The sequence below is a fragment of the Pseudomonas sp. LG1D9 genome (genome assembly GCF_002949995.1).
GTDB lineage: Bacteria > Pseudomonadota > Gammaproteobacteria > Pseudomonadales > Pseudomonadaceae > Aquipseudomonas > Aquipseudomonas proteolytica.
Genome location: NZ_CP026881.1, coordinates 309,030 through 327,979, shown reverse-complemented (window position 1 = coordinate 327,979; position 18,950 = coordinate 309,030). Strand labels below are relative to the sequence as shown.

General features: G+C 61.8%; 12 protein-coding genes. 8 read left to right on the top strand and 4 right to left on the bottom strand.

Going from position 1 to position 18,950, the window contains the following annotated elements; translation table 11 throughout:
• Window positions 1-207: 207 nt before the first annotated feature.
• Window positions 208-873, bottom strand: a complete 666-nt coding sequence (locus C5F71_RS01470) for a response regulator transcription factor (RefSeq protein WP_029296512.1) — start codon at window positions 871-873, stop codon at window positions 208-210.
• Window positions 874-887: 14 nt separating this feature from the next.
• Window positions 888-1,454 carry a PQQ-dependent catabolism-associated CXXCW motif protein gene (locus C5F71_RS01465; RefSeq protein ID WP_092238988.1) on the bottom strand — a complete coding sequence of 189 codons (567 nt, stop codon included), beginning with the start codon at window positions 1,452-1,454 and terminating at the stop codon, window positions 888-890.
• Window positions 1,455-1,729: 275 nt separating this feature from the next.
• Between C5F71_RS01465 and C5F71_RS01460 the strand changes: the two genes are divergently transcribed.
• The 3 genes from C5F71_RS01460 to C5F71_RS01450 all read left to right on the top strand — a co-directional run bounded on the left by C5F71_RS01460 (window position 1,730) and on the right by C5F71_RS01450 (window position 11,696).
• Complete coding sequence (locus C5F71_RS01460; RefSeq protein WP_104910430.1) at window positions 1,730-2,356, top strand: response regulator transcription factor; 627 nt, start codon at window positions 1,730-1,732, stop codon at window positions 2,354-2,356.
• Window positions 2,357-2,573: 217 nt separating this feature from the next.
• Window positions 2,574-10,034 (top strand): YDG domain-containing protein, encoded by a 7,461-nt coding sequence (locus C5F71_RS01455; RefSeq protein ID WP_104910429.1) that lies wholly within the window; start codon window positions 2,574-2,576, stop codon window positions 10,032-10,034.
• 3 nt (window positions 10,035-10,037) lie between these two features.
• Entirely contained in the window at window positions 10,038-11,696 is a 1,659-nt protein-coding gene (locus tag C5F71_RS01450; RefSeq protein WP_029298469.1) for a ShlB/FhaC/HecB family hemolysin secretion/activation protein, read from the top strand.
• 110 nt (window positions 11,697-11,806) lie between these two features.
• Here C5F71_RS01450 and C5F71_RS01445 read toward each other — a convergent pair whose 3' ends face one another.
• Together C5F71_RS01445 and exaA are read right to left on the bottom strand one after the other, a co-directional pair.
• Window positions 11,807-12,454 (bottom strand): pentapeptide repeat-containing protein, encoded by a 648-nt coding sequence (locus C5F71_RS01445; RefSeq protein ID WP_092238995.1) that lies wholly within the window; start codon window positions 12,452-12,454, stop codon window positions 11,807-11,809.
• Window positions 12,455-12,557: 103 nt separating this feature from the next.
• Window positions 12,558-14,450: a quinoprotein ethanol dehydrogenase gene (gene exaA / locus C5F71_RS01440; RefSeq protein ID WP_029298465.1), complete on the bottom strand. Its 1,893-nt coding sequence runs from the start codon at window positions 14,448-14,450 to the stop codon at window positions 12,558-12,560.
• 254 nt (window positions 14,451-14,704) lie between these two features.
• Here exaA and pedF point away from each other — a divergent pair, with 254 nt between their 5' ends.
• From pedF to pqqA, 5 genes are all read left to right on the top strand, one after another.
• Window positions 14,705-15,166 (top strand): cytochrome c-550 PedF, encoded by a 462-nt coding sequence (gene pedF / locus C5F71_RS01435; protein WP_029298463.1) that lies wholly within the window; start codon window positions 14,705-14,707, stop codon window positions 15,164-15,166.
• A 3-nt stretch (window positions 15,167-15,169) separates the two neighbouring features.
• On the top strand, window positions 15,170-15,925 hold the full coding sequence (locus tag C5F71_RS01430; protein ID WP_104910428.1) for a quinoprotein dehydrogenase-associated SoxYZ-like carrier: 756 nt from the start codon (window positions 15,170-15,172) through the stop codon (window positions 15,923-15,925).
• Window positions 15,922-16,848: a quinoprotein relay system zinc metallohydrolase 1 gene (locus C5F71_RS01425; RefSeq protein WP_104910427.1), complete on the top strand. Its 927-nt coding sequence runs from the start codon at window positions 15,922-15,924 to the stop codon at window positions 16,846-16,848. The genes C5F71_RS01430 and C5F71_RS01425 overlap by 4 nt, the downstream gene beginning before the upstream one ends.
• 28 nt (window positions 16,849-16,876) lie before the next feature.
• Window positions 16,877-18,397: an aldehyde dehydrogenase family protein gene (locus C5F71_RS01420; protein ID WP_029298457.1), complete on the top strand. Its 1,521-nt coding sequence runs from the start codon at window positions 16,877-16,879 to the stop codon at window positions 18,395-18,397.
• Between the two features lie 451 nt (window positions 18,398-18,848).
• A complete protein-coding gene (gene pqqA, locus C5F71_RS01410) occupies window positions 18,849-18,920 on the top strand; it encodes a pyrroloquinoline quinone precursor peptide PqqA (RefSeq protein ID WP_003243383.1) in 72 nt (23 codons plus the stop codon).
• Window positions 18,921-18,950 lie beyond the last annotated feature (30 nt).

Below are 18,950 nucleotides of genomic sequence, written 5' to 3'. Positions count from 1 at the left end.
TCCTGTGACAAGCAGGCTTGTTGTGGCGAGCGGGCTTGTCGGAGCGCCGCATCGCCCGCGCTGGGCTGCGCAGCAGCCCCAAAAAACTCACCGAGCTCTGTCAGGCACACCGAGGGCACAGGTTTTGGGGCTGCTGCGCAGCCCAGCGCGGGCGATGCGGCGCTCCGACAAGCCCGCTCGCCACAACTCGTCCTGGGTCATCGAGGGTTAGCGCCGCAGGTAGGAACCGAAGTCGATATCCCCGGCACTGAGGATCGCCTGCACCCGATTATGCACATTCAACTTGCGCAGGATCGCCGACACGTGGGCCTTCACTGTCGTCTCGGCAATTTCCAGGGTGTAGGCAATCTGTTTGTTCGACTCGCCCTTGGTCATGCGCTCGAGTACCAGCAACTGCTTGCGGGTCAGGGCCTGGAGCAGTTCCGGGGCGAAGGCCGGGTTGTCGTGCATGCGCCGCTGGCCGGGGTTTTTCTGGGTGCGGATGATATCCGGCGGCAGGTACACGTTGCCATTGAGGATCTGTTGGATCGCCTCGGTCATCTGCGCCCGTGGCGAGGACTTGGTGATAAAGCCGACCGCTCCGTAGGTAATGGCCTGTAGCACGATCTGCTTGTCTTGCTCGGCCGAGACAATCACCACCGGAATCGTCGGCGCTTCGTTGCGCAGGTTGATCAGGCCATTGAGGCCGTGCATGCCGGGCATGTTCAGGTCCAGCAGGATCAGGTCGAGGTCGTCGTGCTCCTGGGTCAGGGCCAGGGCGCTGTCCAGGTCGGCGGTTTCCATCACTTCGCTACCGGCAAAACCGTCGCTGATGACGTTATGGATCGCTTCGCGAAACAGCGGGTGATCGTCGGCAATCAGAATTTTGTACATGGCCGTTCACCTTTTTATTGTGGTTGTTCAGGGGCAAGCTCAAAGGGCTCAGGGTGCGCCGCAGCGACGGGCAGCTTCGCTGCCTCCCACGCGTCCAGGCCATCGCGATACCAATACACAGCGCTATAACCCAAGGCTTTGGCCCGTTTTACCGCGTTCCAACTCAGCCAGCAATCGGAGCGGCAGTAGAACACTAACGGTTGCGCCAGGTTACCGTCGCTGTAGGTGTACAGGTGGCGGGCGAAGTAGCTTTGCCATTCGGGCGTCAGCTCGCCATCGCCGGTATTGGCCAGCCAATGGCTGCCGGGCAGGTTGGCGTGGGGCTGGTCTTCGATGAACTGGCCGTGCAGCCATTGCCGGCGGTAAACGTCAATCAGCACCGGGCGCGGCTGTTGTGTCAGCAGCGCCTGCAACGCCTGGGTATCGACAATGGTCGCGCCCGGCAAGTGGTCTGGGGTAGGGCTGCGGTAGAGGTTGATGCGGTAGCCGTCGCGGGAAAACAACGCGCTTGGCGCCTCGGCAGCCGCCAACAGCGGGGTCAGCGACAGTACGGCAACCAGGGTCAGTCGGGCGGGCAGCATGGCAGGTACGATCCTTATAGTTATGCGCCCATTACATGCCAGTCGCGCTGCCTTGGGAATGCGACGATAGACAGCAAAACCAGTACCAAAGTAGTAAATCACCCGCCGCTTGGGGGCTCTAGCATGAACGCAACGCTCATCCCCAGGAGTTGTACGATCATGCGAATTCTCAAGGCGCTGCTCTTGCCGTTTTTGCTGATCCTCAGCCTGATCGGGGTCGACAAGCTCCACGGCCCGCGACCGTCGCCCATTCCTATGATGCAAGTGCATGCCTCATGAATATCCTGCTGGTGGACAAGCACGCGGTGGTGCGCCTGGGGTACGCCAGCCTATTGCGCCCGCTGTTGCCGGGCGTCGAAGTCCGCGAGGCGGGCAGCGGTGAAGAGGCGCTGCTGCGGGTGCAGGAAGCCGTGCCCAACCTGGTGATCAGCGGTGTCGGCCTGCCAGGCATCAGCGGCCTGGAAACCACCCGCCGCCTGCGCCAGCGCCTGCCGCAATTGCGCGTGTTGTTTTTCAGCCAGCACGATGAGCTGCCCCTGGTACGCCAGGCCCTGGAGACCGGGGCGTCGGGCTATATCACCAAGGGCGCGACGCCTGGGGTGATGACTGAAGCGGTGCAACGCATCCTCGACGGCCACACCTACATCGAACAGGCCCTGGCCACCGAGCTGGCTTACCATCCAGTCGATCACCGCCTGCAGGGCATGACGGCGCGTGAGCTGGAGATTTTCCTGATGCTGGCCAAGGGCACACCCACACGTTCGATCGCTGATCAGCTGAGTATCAGCAGCAAGACCGTGTCCAATCACTTGACGTTGCTCAAGAGCAAATTACAGGTGACTTCCCATGCCGAACTGGTGCACGTGGGGATTGATATGGGGCTGGTCAGGGCCGCGGGATGATCAATATTTGATCGCGGTTGATAGCGTTAGATTATGGCCTTAATGCTTTTGATGTTGGCGCTCAATTGAACGGGCCAAAATGGATCCAAAATATGAAAAAAACCTCGATTAAATGAGTTTTATCATCCCAAGGCGCTTACAAATTCAGCGTATCCATGCAGAATTGTCCTACAAGTAATGGCACCGTGCCATTTAGTGCTCAGGGACGACCTCAGTCATGAACCGCATTTTCAGTGTGATCTGGAATCACAGCCTTAACGCGTGGGTGGTTGCCAGCGAAAACGCCAGCCGACAGGGCAAGCGCGGTAGCGTTGGTGCGGTTCATAACGTGGAAGATAGCGAGCTGTGCGCCCCGTTGCGCACCTTGCAGTTTGCGATTGCGCTGATACTCGGCGGTGCCATCCTGGTGCCGGCCTCCGCGCTGGCATCTGGCTTGCCTACCGGTGGTCAGGTGGTGCTGGGCAGCGGGCAAATCCTTACGCCCGACCAGCAGCAGATGGTCATCAACCAAACCACGCAAAAACTCGCCATCGACTGGCAGAGCTTCAACATCGGTGCCGACAAGAAAGTCACCTTCGTCCAGCCCGGCAAGGACTCCGTGGCCCTGAACCGCGTGGTCGGCAGTGATGGCTCGAAGATCATGGGCCAACTGAACGCCAATGGGCAGGTGTTCCTGGTCAACCCCAATGGCGTGCTGTTCGGCAAAGGCTCGTCGGTGGATGTCGGTGGCCTGGTGGCCTCGACCCTGGATATAACCAACAGCGACTTTGCCGCAGGCAACTATAAGTTCCAGGGCAAAGGCAGTGCCGACAATGCCAGTGTGGTCAACCAGGGCACGCTCAAAGCCGGCGACGGCGGCGCGGTGGCGCTGCTGGGCGGGACCGTGAGCAACCAGGGGGTGATCGCCGCCAAGCTGGGCAGCGTGGCTCTGGCCGCCGGCAATAAGGTGACATTGGACTTTGCCGGCGACGGCCTGCTCAACGTACAGGTGGATGAAGCCACCAAGAATGCCCTGGTGGAAAACCGCCAATTGATCCAGGCCGACGGCGGCCAGGTGATCATGACCGCCAAGGCCAGCGACGCCTTGCTGCAAACCGTGGTCAACAACACCGGGGTGATCGAAGCCCATACCCTGGGCGAGAAGGGCGGCAAGATCGTCCTGCTCGGCGGTTTTGACGGTGGCACGGTGCAAGTGGCCGGTACCCTGGATGCCTCGGCACCGAGCGGCGGCAACGGTGGGTTTATCGAGACCTCCGGTGCCCACGTCAAGGTGGCCGACAGCGCAAAAATCACCACGGCAGCGGCCAAGGGCAAGACCGGCAACTGGCTGATCGACCCGACTGATTACACCATCGCCGCGACCGGTGGCGACATCACCGGGGCCGCTGTCAGCGACCGGTTGAAAACCACCAACATGACCGTTGCGACCGTCGTCACCGGTTCCGGCGCGGGCAATATCAACGTCAACGACACTGTGGTCTGGAACGCCAACACCCTGACCCTGACCGCCCACAACAACGTCAATATCAACAAGGAAATATTCGGCTCCGGCAGCGCCAAACTGGCCGTGGAATATGGCCAGGGTGCGATGGCAGCGGGCAGCACCAGCAGCATCAATATCAAGGCCCCGGTCAACCTGGCGGCAGGGCAGAATTTCAGCACCAGGCAAGGCAGCGACGGCACGCGTGTGGACTACACCGTGATCACCAGCCTCGGTGCGATGGGCAGCGTCACTGGCCTGGACCTGCAAGGGATCAATGGTGCGTTGAGCGGCAACTTTGTGCTGGGTAGCAATATCAACGCCGCAGCCACGGCTACCTGGAACGGCGGTAAGGGCTTCGATTCCCTGGGCACGGTCGCAGGCGGCGAGTTTACCGGCACGTTTGATGGGCTGGGCCACAGCATCAGTAACCTGAGCATGAATCGCACCACCACCGATGCCGGCTTGTTCGGCGCTGTGAGTGCCACCGGCGCGGTGCGTAACGTGGGGTTGACCAATGTGTCGATCGCGTTGACGGGCACGCTGGTCGACGTCTTCCCGTCGATCTACGCCGTCGGCGCCTTGGTGGGTTACAACCGTGGGTGGGTCGACAACAGCTATGCCAGCGGTGCGGTCACCGGCACCGACTATGTACAACTGGGCGGCCTGGTGGGCACCAACACCGGTATCGTCAGCAACAGCCATACCGCAGGCACCGTGACGTCCACCAACTACGCCGGCGCGGCGGGGCTGGTCTCGTTGAACACCGACATAGGTATTGTGCGCAACAGCTATTCCACGGCGAATGTGATCGGTTTGCGTGGGGCGGGGCTTGGCGGCCTGGTGGTGCGCAACGAGGGGCGGATCGAAAACAGCAGTGCGACGGGGAATGTCACCAGTACGACTAACGCGCAGTACAACGGTGGTCTGGTTTCGGCCAACCGGGCGACGGGGGTCATCACCAACAGTTACGCCACGGGTAACGTTACCGGTGGCGGCACGGCGGGTGGACTGGTGGGTAACAACTTCTTGGGCGGGCAGATCACCAACAGCTACGCCACCGGCAATGTGGGTATCAACGGGGTCGGCAGCGGCGCGTACAACGGTGGCTTGGTTGGCGCCAATCGGGGCAGTTTGAGCAACGTCTACAGTACCGGCTCGGTAACCGGCGCCCTCACCAATACGGCCAACAATGGTGGGCTGGTGGGTCTGAATGCCGGAGGCACGATCGTCAATGCCTATTCGGTGGGCAAGGTCACCGGTTCCGCTTCGGGTGGCCTGATTGGCCGGCACAGCGGTGGTTCGGTCACCAGCGGCTACTACAACATGACTGTCAACCCAGGGCTTTCAGGCTGGGGTAACGACGTCAGTACCGGTGATGTAGGTACCGGTGCCGCAGTGGGCTTGAGTTCCGCGCAAATGAAGCAGACCTCCAGCTTCCAGGGCTTCAACTTCAGCGCTTCACCTGGCGCAACAGGCAATGCCTGGGTGATGGTCAATGCTGATAGCAGCGGCATCAACAACGGCAGCAGTGGCACGCTGCCAATGCTGGCCAGCGAATACTCCACGACCATCACCAACGCCCACCAACTGCAGTTGGTGGCCATGGACCGCAACGCCACATACACCCTGGGTCGCGATATCGTCGCCGGGGCCACGGCGGGAACGACTGATGTGTGGAATGGCACTTTTGTGCAACTGGGCGAGGCCAATCGAGGGATAAATTTCACGGGCAGCCTTGACGGCCAAGGGCACGTGATCAAAAACCTGAAGATTGACCGCGGCAATCAGCAATATAACGGGCTGTTTGGTGCGATCTCCGAGACGGGACGCGTCAGTAACCTGGGGCTTGACGGTGGCAGTATCAGCGGCGCGGCTTACACCGGTTCCATTGTCGGTTACAGCCTCGGGACGCTGACGGGCACTTTCTCCAGTGCGACGGTGACAGCTGAGGTCTATGCCGGTGGCTTGGTTGGGCAGCAAGGAGGGGGCAGTATTTCCAACTCCTATTTCAGCGGCTCTGTGACGGCAACGGCTGACTTGGCTGGCGGTTTGGTTGGGCAACTGGACGGCGGCAGCTTATCGAACAACTTCGTCAGTGGCCGGGTGACGGCTAGCTCGGGAAATGGGTTCGCTGGTGGGATCATGGGTTCCAATTTCGGTAATACCGTGTCTTCCGGCAATTTCTGGGACACCAACGCGACGGGGCAGCTTTATGCCGAGGGCGAGTGGATGGTGTTGCCGACGCAATCCGGTGGACTGACCACAACACAAATCCAGACCCTATCCACCTTTTCCAACGCCGGCTGGGACCTGGACAAGACCTGGGTGGTTTACAACGGTGGTTCTGGCCCGCTGCTGCGCAGCTTCATGACCCCGTTGAACGTGGTGGCTGGCGACGTCACGAAAACCTACGACGGCACTGCCTTCGGCGGCGCCTATACGCCAAACCTTGACGCCGACAGTCGACTGACCGGCTCACTGGTGTTGGGCGGCACTGGCGTCGGTGCGATCAATGCTGGCGACTACAGCCTGAAATTGAGCGGACTTGCCTCGACAGGTGGGCAGTTCGGCTATTCGATCAACTACATCGACGGCACCTTGTCGGTGAACAAGGCCACCCTGAGCACGGCCGGCACCACGGTCAACAACAAAGTGTATGACGGCACCACTGTCGCCACCCTGGGCGGTCATACGCTGTTCGGGCTGGTTGCCGCAGACATCGACAAGGTGACGTTGAGCGCTGCCTTTACCAGCAAAGACGCCGGCACTGGCATCCAGGTTGACCTGGGCCTGGGCGGCATCGCGGCAGGCAACTACAGACTCGATACCAGCAGCCCGCTGAGCGCCAATATTACCCCCAGAGCCTTGAGCATCACTGGCGTGACGGCAGACAGCAAGGTCTATGACGGCACGACCTCCGTCAGTCTCCAGCCGTTTGCTCATCTCAGTGGCCTGGTGGTTGGCGAATCAGTGAGCATGACCTTGAGCGGTCAATTCGCCGACGCCAATGCCGCCAACGGGAAAAACGTGCAGATCAACGTGGCCCTGGGCGACGCCGGCGGCCTTGCCCGCAACTACAACATAAACCCTCTGGACATCAGCCCGGTGCTTGCCAACATCACCCAGAAGGTCCTGACCATCAGTGGCCTGACGGCGAACAAGATCTACGATGGCAGCGCTTCGGTGGCCTTGAGCGGTGGCACCCTCAATGGCCTGGTGGGCACGCAGACCCTGGGGTTTGACGCTATCGGCAATTATGCGGACAAACATGCCGGTGTCGGCAAGGCCGTGACGGTTGCCGGTGTGACCTTGAGTAATGGCTCGGGGCTTGCGCAAAACTACACGGTCAGCCAGCCGGCCGGCCTGAGCGGTGACATTTCCAAGGCCGTCATCAGCGGCATCAGCGGCCTGACTGCCGTCAGCAAGGTCTACAACGGTAATACCGACGCAGCCCTCAGCTCCCTAGGTGCGACGATCAACGGAAAAGTCAGCGGGGATGACGTGGTATTGGCCAGCGCCGCCGGCCAGTTCACCAACAAGAATGCCGGCAATGACAAGACGGTCCTGATCAGCAATATCACCCTGTCAGGCAGCGACCTGGGCAACTACACCTTCGTCAACAACACGGCCACGGCCACGGCCAGTATTACGCCCAAGGCCCTGGCCATCATCGGCATGAGCGTTGTCGACAAAGTCTATGACGGTCGCCTCTCGGCCACGCTGAGCGGCGGTTCGCTGAGTGGTTTGGTTGGGAATGAAACCCTCGGGGTGACAGGTCTTACCGCCACCTTTGCGGACAAAAACGTCGGCACCGACAAGGTCGTGACGGCCAGCGGTACAACCCTGGTCAATGGTGGCAACGGCGGCCTGGCCAGTAACTACAGCCTTGCCAATCCAACGGGATGGACTGCCGATATCACCGCCAAGACCCTGACCGTTTCCGGGATCACCGCCAATAGCAAGATTTACGACGGCACCACGGCGGCCACTTTATCCGGTGGCGTGCTCAGCGGTTTGGTCAGCGGTGAAACCTTGAGCCTCAACACATTGGCCGGGGTGTTCCTGGACGCCAACGTAGGTAATGCCAAAACGGTCACCGTCAGCGGTGGCGGCTTGGCCGATGGTACCGGCTTGGCCAGTAACTACATCCTGCGCAGCCCCACGGGCTTGAGCGCTAATATCAGCGCCAAGGCCCTGACCATCACCGGCCTGACTGCCAACGGCAAGGTATATGACGGCAACAACCTCGCCAGCCTCAGCGGTGGTGCGTTGGATGGTTTGGTGGGCAGCGAAACCCTCGGCGTCACCGGCCTTAGCGCGACATTCAGTGATAAAAACGCCGGCACCGGCAAGGCCGTAACCGCCAGTGGCGCCACTCTGGTCAATGGCAGCAACGGTGGCCTGGCGAGCAACTACAGCATCAGCAATCCCATGGGCCTGAGCGCCGATATCAGTGCCAAGGCCCTGACCATCAGCGGCATGCAGGCCAACGGTAAGGTGTATGACGGCAACAACCTCGCCAGCCTCAGCGGTGGTGCGTTGGATGGTTTGGTGGGCAGCGAAACCCTCGGCGTCACCGGCCTCAGCGCGACATTCAGTGATAAAAACGCCGGCACCGGCAAGACCGTGACCGCCAGTGGCGCCACTCTGGTCAATGGCAGCAATGGCGGACTGGCGAGCAACTACAGCCTTAGCAACCCTACTGGCCTGAGCGCCGATATCAGTGCCAAGGCCCTGACCATCAGCGGCATGCAGGCCAACGGCAAAGTATATGACGGCAACAACCTCGCCAGCCTCAGCGGTGGTGCGTTGGATGGTTTGGTGGGCAGCGAAACCCTCGGCGTCACCGGCCTCAGCGCTACGTTCAGCGATAAAAACGCCGGCACTGGCAAGACCGTGACCGCCAGTGGCGCCACCCTGGTCAATGGCAGCAACGGCGGCCTGGCGAGCAACTACAGCATCAGCAATCCTGTGGGCTTGAGCGCCGATATCAGCGCCAAGGCCCTGACGCTCACTGGCGTGACAGCGGGCGGCAAGGTCTATGACGGCACTAACGCGGCGACCCTCAGCGGTGGTGTCCTGAATGGCCTGGTGGGCTCCGAGAGCCTTGGCGTGACAGGTCTTGGTGCAACGTTCGACGATAAAAACGCAGGTATCGGCAAGACCGTAACCGCCAGCGGCGCCACCCTGGTCAATGGCAGCAACGGCGGCCTGGCGAGCAACTACAGCATCAGCAATCCCATGGGCCTGAGCGCCGATATCAGCGCCAAGGCCCTGACCATCACCGGTCTGACTGCCAACGGCAAGGTATATGACGGCAACAACCTCGCCAGCCTCAGCGGTGGTGCGTTGGATGGTTTGGTGGGCAATGAAACCCTCGGCGTCACCGGCCTTAGCGCGACATTCAATGATAAAAACGCCGGCACCGGCAAGACCGTAACCGCCAGCGGCGCCACCCTGGTCAATGGCAGCAACGGCGGCCTGGCGAGCAACTACAGCATCAGCGACCCCATGGGCCTGAGCGCCGATATCAGCGCCAAAACCCTGAACGTCACCGGCATCACCGCGGGCAACAAGGTCTACGACGCCGCCACTGGCGCGGTGCTGAACCTGGCGGGTGCCGGTTTCAACGGCTTGGTGAGCGGTGACGATGTGTCTGTGCTCTCGGCCATCGGTAATTTCAACGACAAAAACGCGGCCACCGGCAAAACCGTGAATATCAGCGATATCACCCTGGCCGGTGTGGACCTGAGCAACTATCAGGTCAGCCGCACGGCAGCCACTACGGCCGATATCACCAAGGCGGTGCTGAACGTCACCGTGGGCGATACGAGGGTCGCGCAAGGCCAAACCCCCGTGTTCGATGTGGCCTATGACGGGCTGCTCGGCACTGACAGCGTGGCTTCAGACCTGAGCGGCAGCCTGCTGTTCAGCGCACCCTCGAGTGCCAGCGCCGGTGAGTATCAGGTCAGTGCTTCGGGCCTGTCTGCCACCAACTACCAGATCGCTTACATCGATGGCCTGCTGACGGTGGATGCACCGCCGTTGGCGCCGCTGCAAACCGTGGTCGAAGTCGTCGAGCCATTGCGCAATCTGCCCAAGCCGACACAGGCCCCGGTACCCAGCGGGCTGCACCTGCCCAATGATCTCTATACCCTCGTTGACCAAGGCTTACGCCTTCCAGAAGGACTCTGATTCATGCGTCTGCGTTTAAACCCGATTGCGCTTGCCTTGCTCACCGCGACAGGTGGGATGGCCCACGCTGAAATCGCCCCGGATGCCGGGCAGTCGATGCGTGAAATCCAGAGCCAGCCACTGAGCCTGCCGCCCAAACAGACCCTGGAATTGAACCTGCCTGCGGCGCCGGACACCACGGCGAAAGTCACCGGGCCGACGTTGCAGGTCAATGGCTTTACGATTACCGGCAACACGGTGATTGCCGACGATCAATTGCTGGCGCTGCTGGTCGACCTGCAAAACCGTGTGGTCAGCCTCGGTGAATTGCAGGCCGGTGCAGCGCGTATCACTGCGTTGTACCGCCAGCAGGGCTACCCGCTGGCCCGTGCTTACTTACCGGCGCAAGAAATCGACAAGGGCGTGGTGAGCATCAGCGTGCTGGAAGGGCAGTACGGCCAGGTCAGGATCAACAACCAATCCCGTGTGCGCGATGGCGTGCTGCAGGCGCCGCTGTCGGCACTGGACCCGGGGGACGCCGTACGTGCTGCGCCGCTGGAGCGCGGTTTGCTGTTGCTGCAGCAGACCCCTGGCGTGGCCGTCCAATCCACCCTGCAACCCGGCGCGGTGGTGGGCGCCACGGACCTGGTGGTGGATGTCAAGGATGCGCCGCTGGTCTCTGGCCAGGTGGACCTGGACAACTACGGCAACCGGTTCACCGGCGAGTATCGCCTGGGCGGGACATTGAACCTGGCCAGCCCCTTGGGCCTGGGCGATCAGGCCAGCGTGCGGGTGATGGGCAGCGACGAGGATCAGCACTACTACCGCGCGGCTTATCAACTGCCGGTCGGCCCGTGGTCGACCCAGGTGGGCGTGGCCTATTCGGACATGGACTACCAACTGGCCAAGGACTTCGACGAACTGGATGCCAAGGGCAATGCGCGGATTGCCAGCGTGTTCGTCCAGCAGCCGCTGATTCGCAGCCGCGCCTTCAGCCTGAATGCGCAGCTGCAATACGACCACAAACACCTGCGCGACGACATCGACCTCTACGATTCAAGCAGCAAGAAACAGGCGCGGGTAGTGACTGCCAGCGTGGACGGGAATCTGCGCGACAACCTGCTGGGCGGTGGCGTCAGTGCGTTCTCCCTGGCCTGGAGCGAAGGCAGCCTGAACCTGGACGGGGCCTTCGACAAACTGTTCGATGGCTTGACCGCCAAGACCGCCGGGCGCTTCCAGAAGATCAACCCCAGCGTGGTGCGCCTGCAACGCTTGAGTGAGCGTTTTAGCCTGTATGGGCAGGTGCAGGGCCAGTGGGCGGACGGCAACCTCGACTCATCGGAGAAGATCAGCCTGGGCGGCGCCTATGGCGTGCGGGCCTATCCCCAGGGCGAGGCATCGGGTGACCAGGGGTATGTGGCCAATCTGGAACTGCGCTATGCGTTGACTGAACAGTGGAACCTGCTGACCTTTGTCGATCACGGTTCGGTGCGCTTGAACAAAGACACATGGTCGGACGGGGAAAACCACCGCAGCCTCTCGGCGACCGGCGTGGGCGCCAACTGGAGTGCTTCGGGCTGGCGCCTGAGTACTGTTGCGGCCTGGCGGGTCGGCAATGCGGACCCGCAAAGTGACGTATCGCGCACGCCACGGGTGTGGGCACAGGTGAGTAAAGCCTTCTAGGCCAAAGCCTCGGCGAACACAGGATAAATCGCCCCCTGCAGGAGCCGGCTTGCCGGCGATGGCGGCCGAATTGGCTGCGCAGGACCCAAGGCCCTCATCGCCGGCAGGAGTTAGCGGTCCCAGGTGGTGGGGCAGTCCTTGCAGCCTTCCATATTGGCATCCTGGAAATTGGCATAGTGCTGACGGGTGCCGGTGAGGGTGGCCTGTTCCAGGTTGCTTTCACCGAACTTGGCTTCTTGCAGGTTGGCATCGCTGAGGTCGGCACCTTGCAGGTCAGCCTTGCTCAGCCAGGTCATTTCCAGGTCCGCCGCACGCAGGTTGGCTTTGTGCAATTTGGCCCCGGACAATCGTGCAAATTGCAGGTAGGCGGCGCTGAGGTTGGCGTTTTCAAATTGCGCGCCCTGGGCAAACATGCCCCAGCCTTGTACGGCCATCAGCGTCGCGCCGGTGAAGTCGGCCAGGCGCAGGTTGGCTTGTTGCAGGCTGGCGCGGGTCAGGTTGGCGCCTTGCAGTTGGGCTTTTTCCAGGTTGGCCAGGTCGAGGTTGGCGTGGCGCAGGTCGGCCTCGCGCAGGTCGGCGCCGGCCAGGTTCATTTTGCTCAAGTCCTGGTTACGCAGGTTGGCGCCCTTGAGGCTGGCGCCGGGGCATTGGCTGTGGGGGGCGATGGTGCAGCCGTTGATGACCAGGGGTTGGTCGTCGCCGTCGTCGGCGTGGGCGATGGGTAAAGCCAGGAGTAGCACGAGGGGTAGGTAGTTCATGGCAAGACCTTGAGGGAGGGGGCTTTGGGTGGAGGGGCCGCTGCGCGGCCCAACGGAGGACCAGCCCCCTCGCCACGGACAGCGCCCCTCGCCCTGGAGTGGATTATTTTTGGGCGGTCTTGTTATCCCAGCTTGGGATCTTGAACACCCAGAACGATCCGCCTTGCGCCACCGGCTTGGTCAGCTCGGCCATGTCGCCGCCCCACAACGGCACCGCGCCGCCGTAGCCTACGGTCACGCCGATGTACTGCTCGCCATCCTGTTCCCAGGTGATCGGCGGGGAGACGATGCCGCTGCCGGTCTGGAACTTCCACAGCTCCTTGCCGGTTTTCGCGTCGAAGGCCTTGAAGAACCCGTCACCCGTGCCGGTAAACACCAGGTTGCCCTTGGTCGCCAGCACGCCAGCCCACAGCGGCAGGGCTTCCTTGTGCTCCCACACCACCTTGCCGGTGGTGGGGTTCATCGCCCGCAGGGTGCCGACGTGGTCGTCATACATGCGCTTGATACGGAAGCCCATGCCCAGGTACGCCGAGCCTTTTTTGTAGTTGACCTCCTCGGTCCAGTATTCCTCTTTCCACTGGTTGCCCGGGATGTAGAACAGGCCTGTGTCCTGGCTGTAGGCCATGGGGTTCCAGTTCTTGCCACCGAGGAACGGCGGCGAGACTTCCACCGACTTGCCCTTGGTTTCACCCGGCAATGGCTTGGCCGGACGCTGGCCTTCGTTTTCTACCGGGCGCCCGGTCTTCAGGTCGATATGGCTGGCCCAGGTGATGTTGTCGACAAACGGGAAGGCGTTCTGCAGCTTGCCGTTGTTGCGGTCCACCACGTAGAAGAACCCGTTGCGGTCGGCGTGGCCGGTGGCCTTGACCACTTTGCCGTCCTTGTCCTTGTAGTCGAACAGCACCAACTCGTTGTTGCCGGAGAAGTCCCAGGCATCGTTTGGCGTGTGCTGGTAGAACCATTTCACTTCGCCGGTGCTTGGGTCGACGCCGACCTGGCCTGAGGTGTAGAGGCTATCGAAGTCGTGGGGATTGCCGTCCTTGGAGGTCCGCGCCCAGGTATTCCAAGGGCCGGGGTTGCCGGCGCCGACGATGATGGTGTTGGTCTCGGCATCGAAACTGGCGCTCTGCCAAGGGGCACCGCCACCGTGGCTCCAGGCCTCGACCTTGCCGGTTTCGGTGGTCGGATCATCCGGCCACGAAGGCGCTTTCACGTCGCCGGTGGTGGTGCTGTCCTTGCCATTGAGACGGCCCATGTGGCCCTCGACAAACGGACGCATCCACACTTCTTCGCCGGTGTCCGGGTCGCGGGCAAACAGTTGGCCGACCACGCCGAATTCATCACCGGAGCTGCCGTGGATCAGCAGGACCTTGCCGGTGACCTTGTCTTTGATCAGCACCGGGGCGCCGGTCATGGTGTAGCCGGCGGCGTGGTCACCGAATTTTTTGTTCCACACCACTTTGCCGGTGTTTTTGTCGAGGGCGATCAGGCGCGCATCGAGGGTGCCGAAGTAGATCTTGTCGCCGAAGATCGCCGCACCACGGTTAACCACGTCACAGCACGGGCGAATGTTGTCGGGCAGGCGGTGGTTGTAGGTCCACAGGCGCTTGCCGGTCTTGGCGTCGAGGGCGAAGACCCGGGAGTAGGAACCGGTGACGTAGACCACACCGTCGCTGACGATAGCCTGGGATTCCTGGCCGCGCTGCTTCTCATCGCCGAACGAGTAGGACCAGGCCGGCGTCAGCTTGAATACGTTTTTGTCGTTGACCTGGGCCAGCGGGCTCCAGCGCTGGGCATTGGTGCCCATGCCGTATTGCAGCACGTCCTTGGTGGTCAGGTGGTCGTTGGCAATGTCTTCCCAGGTGATGTTGCGAGTCTGCTTCGAAGGTTCGGTCGCAGCGAAGCTCGCCGCACTCAAGGACAGGCTGCCGACCAGCAGGAAAGCCTGCACGGCAAGGCTCAGCGGCGAGAGGGCGGGTAGCGATCTTATTGTCATGGTTGCAGTTCCCAGTGGAGGTTTTGGCCTGCACAGGTTGCTGCGTGGACGGGGCGCCCGGATACGGAAAATGTCCCGGTGTGGCCGGGACAATTTCCCGAACCGCATCTGATTTAGCAGTGCCTCGCAAGCCTTACTACCAAGGGAGTAGACCCCGGCCACCAAAGCAGCATACGGCCCTCGGCGAGGCGTTCCTAAGATGGTTGCCATAGCCTCTGCAAAGGGGTTTTGCGTGCAATCCTGAGGGAAAAACAATGACAACAAAACGCAACGCCTTGCTGCTGGCTGGCCTCTTGGCCGGCGTGATCGGTACAGGCTCCGTCTGGGCCCATGGCAACGTGACACCCACTGCCGTGGAAACCAAGGGACTGACGCCGGTCAAGGATGCCGGCGTGACACTGGATGCCGATGGTTGGGCGGCGGTGAACCCGTATCGCCAGTCGCCGCAGCGCGACAAGGCCGTGGAAGTCGGCGCTTCGGCCTACAACCAGAACTGCGCCGCGTGCCACGGCCTGGAAGCCAAGTCCGGTGGGATCGCGCCTGACCTGCGCATGCTTGATGAGGGCGATGCCGGGGACGAATGGTTTGTGGAGCGGGTGCGCCATGGCGCAGTGCGCGATGGCCGGGTGTATATGCCGAAGATGGCCGACTACCTGAGCCAGGAAGCCTTGTGGGCGGTGCGCACTTATCTTGATAGCGTGCACGTCGAGGAGTAAGCCATGGGCTGGCGCGCACATTGGCTGTTGGCCTGCTGGTTGCCACTGGCCGCCTACGGGATGGACCCCGGCAAAGACCCGGTGCCGTCGGTGATGTGGAGCTACTACCACAAGCAGTATCTGGACAATGCCCCGTTCGTCTTTGATGAGCGGGTCAAGTTGCTGGCGCCGCCATTTGCCGAGGACGCACGCCAGGTACCGCTGGAAATCGACGCTCGCGCCTTCAAGGACGAGGTGGTGAAAATCATCGCCTGGGCCGAACTCAATCCATTGCCGAAAATCGTCGATTTCCAGCCGGGCGAGGGTGTGTTGCCGTGGCTGGCGATCCGCATTCGTATCGAACAGGCCACGCCGTTGCGCGCCGCCGTATTGACCAAAGATGGCCTGTGGCACGTCGGTTCGACCCTGATCGACGCCGCCGGCGGTGGCTGCACGGCACCCAGCGTGGTGCGCAGCCAGCCGGGTTGGGAAGAGCATTTGGGCGAAGTGTTGGGTGGTCGTTACCCACGCAGCGATTTCAGCCGGTTGCGCTTGCAAGTGGTGCACCCCATGGACAATGGCATGGTCAGCGGCATCCCTGAGTTCTATATCAACCATGCCGAATTGCGCGACGCCCAGGACCGGGTGCTGGCACGCCTGGAGTTGTTTGCGGCGGTCAGCGAGAACCCCGACCTGGCGTTTGACCTGCAAAGCCCAGGGCCAGTGCGCCTGGTGCTGCGCGACACCAGCGGCAGCCAATTCGAAGGGGCGCTCCCATGAAACTGCTGCTGTGGCTATTGCTCGGCCTGAGCCTGCCGGCGCTGGCTGATCTGGACTACGCCCTCAAGCCCCGGCAGATCGCCAGTGACACCTGGCTGCTGGAAGGCAGTACCGATAATTTCGCCAGGGACAACGGCGGCAATATCGTCAATGCCGGGTTTATCGTCACCGAAACCGGGGTAGTGGTGATCGACACCGGCCCGTCCCGGCGCTACGGCGAGGCATTGCGCCAGGCGATTGCCACGGTCACTGACAAACCGGTGGTCCAGGTCCTGTTGACCCATCACCATCCCGACCATGTGTTGGGCAATCAGGCGTTCAAGGACGTGCCCATCGGCGCCCTGCAAGGCACTACCACGCTGCTGCGCGAGCAGGGCGACGCCATGGCGCAAAACATGTACCGCATGGTTGGCGACTGGATGCGTGGCACCGAAGTGCTGCTGCCGAGCCAAACCGTCACGCCCGGCGTGCAGACCTTCGGCAGTCATCGTTTGCGCCTGTTGGCCTTGAGTGGGCACACGGGTGCCGATCTGGCGATTCTCGATGAAACAACCGGCGTGCTGTTTGCCGGCGACCTGGTGTTTTACCAGCGCGCCCTGACCACCCCCAATACCCCGGGCCTGTCGGTATGGCTGGCGGATATCGCCACCCTGCAAGGCCTGCCCTGGAAGGTGATCGTACCCGGTCATGGCCCAGTGGCAACCGACACCCAACCCTTCGCGCAAATGCGTGACTACCTGGGCTGGCTCGACCAGCTCATGGCCACCGGTGCCGCCAACGGCAGCGCCATGGGCGAGATGATCCGCAGCCCCATCCCCGAACGTTTTGCGGCCATCAGCTTGAGCCGCTACGAACTGATCCGCAGTGTCAGCCACCTGTATCCCCGCTACGAACGCGGGCAGATGCAACGGATAGATCAATAACAACATCCCCCCCGAAAGAGGCCTCATCATGATCTACGCACAACCTGGCACCCCCGGCGCCATCGTCAGCTTCAAGCCGCGCTACGGTAACTTTATCGGTGGCGAGTTTGTGGCCCCGGTCAACGGTGAGTACTTCACCAACACCTCGCCCGTCACTGGGGAAGTGATCGCTGAATTCCCGCGCTCCAGCGCCGCCGATATCGACAAAGCCCTGGACGCTGCACATGCCGCTGCCGACGCCTGGGGCAAGACCTCGCCCCAGGATCGCTCCCTGGTGCTGTTGAAAATTGCCGACCGCATCGAGCAGCACCTGGAAGTGCTGGCCGTGACCGAGACCTGGGACAACGGCAAGGCCGTACGCGAGACCTTGAATGCCGACGTACCCTTGGCCGCCGACCATTTCCGCTACTTCGCCGGCTGCATTCGCGCCCAGGAAGGCGGCGCCGCCGAGATCAACGAGCTGACCACCGCCTATCACTTCCACGAGCCCCTGGGTGTGGTCGGGCAGATCATCCCGTGGAACTTCCCGCTGCTGATGGCCGCCTGGAAACTCGCCCCGGCCCTGGCCGCCGGCAACTGCATCGTGCTCAAGCCGGCCGAGCAGACGCCGCTGTCGATCATGGTGTTTGCCGAGCTGATCGCCGACCTGCTGCCGGCCGGGGTGCTGAACATTGTCCAGGGCTTTGGCCGCGAAGCCGGTGAGGCCCTGGCCACCAGCAAGCGCATCGCCAAGATCGCCTTTACCGGCTCCACCCCGGTGGGCGCGCACATCATGCACGCGGCGGCCGAGAACATTATTCCGTCCACCGTCGAACTGGGCGGCAAGTCACCGAATATCTTCTTTGAAGACATCATGCAGGCGGAGCCGGCCTTTATCGAGAAAGCCGCCGAGGGCCTGGTGCTGGCGTTCTTCAACCAGGGTGAAGTGTGCACCTGCCCATCGCGGGCGCTGGTGCAAGAGTCGATCTACGAGCCGTTCATGGCCGAAGTGATGAAGAAGATCGTCAAGATCAAGCGTGGCAACCCGCTGGACACCGAGACCATGGTCGGCGCCCAGGCGTCCGAGCAGCAGTACGACAAGATCCTCTCGTACCTGACCATCGCCCAGGAGGAGGGCGCCGAACTGCTGGCCGGTGGTGCTGCCGAACATCTGGAGGGCGACCTGTCCAGCGGCTATTACATCCAGCCGACCCTGCTCAAGGGCCACAATAAAATGCGCGTGTTCCAGGAAGAAATCTTCGGCCCGGTGGTGGGCGTGACCACCTTCAAGGACGAAGCCGAAGCCCTGGCGATTGCCAACGACAGCGAATTCGGCCTGGGTGCTGGCCTGTGGACTCGCGATATCAACCGTGCCTACCGTATGGGCCGGGCGATCAAGGCCGGGCGTGTGTGGACCAACTGTTATCACCTGTATCCGGCGCATGCCGCGTTTGGCGGTTACAAGAAGTCCGGCGTGGGGCGTGAGAACCACAAGATGATGCTTGACCATTACCAGCAGACCAAGAACCTGCTGGTGAGCTACGACATTAATCCGTTGGGCTTCTTCTGATCTTCTGATTGAAATGCCAGCTTCCACCGTTTGATGGGTAGACAGCCTGACTGGTTGAAATGCAGTCAGGTGTGGGAGCTGGCTTGCCTGCGATGGCGGTGTATCAGTCGATAAATCTGTTGGCTGACCTGCCGTCATCGCAGGCAAGCCAGCTCCCACAGGGGAATGCAGCTTCGCGCTCTGGCGTTGCTGTTGCTGTTGCTCTGCTTTTGATCTGGCTTTTGATCTTGGGCGCCCCGTCAAACCACGCCTGCCTGCGGGCATGCCGACCCAAAAGCGCGAGTTGCCTAAAGACTCCTGCCCATCGCAAGCAAGCTCCACCGTTTGCTCCACATACATCCAAGACTAACGTCTGCCGCCCAGTCGTTCGAAAGTAGCATTCGCCCGCCAGCCCCCCCCATGCATTAATGAACCCACCGGACTCTCCCGGCATAACAAGAGGATCGCCCCCATGTGGACCAAACCCGCCTACACCGACCTGCGTATCGGCTTTGAAGTGACCATGTATTTCGCCAACCGCTGAAAGCGTTGCAGGAGCCGGCTTGCCGGCGAT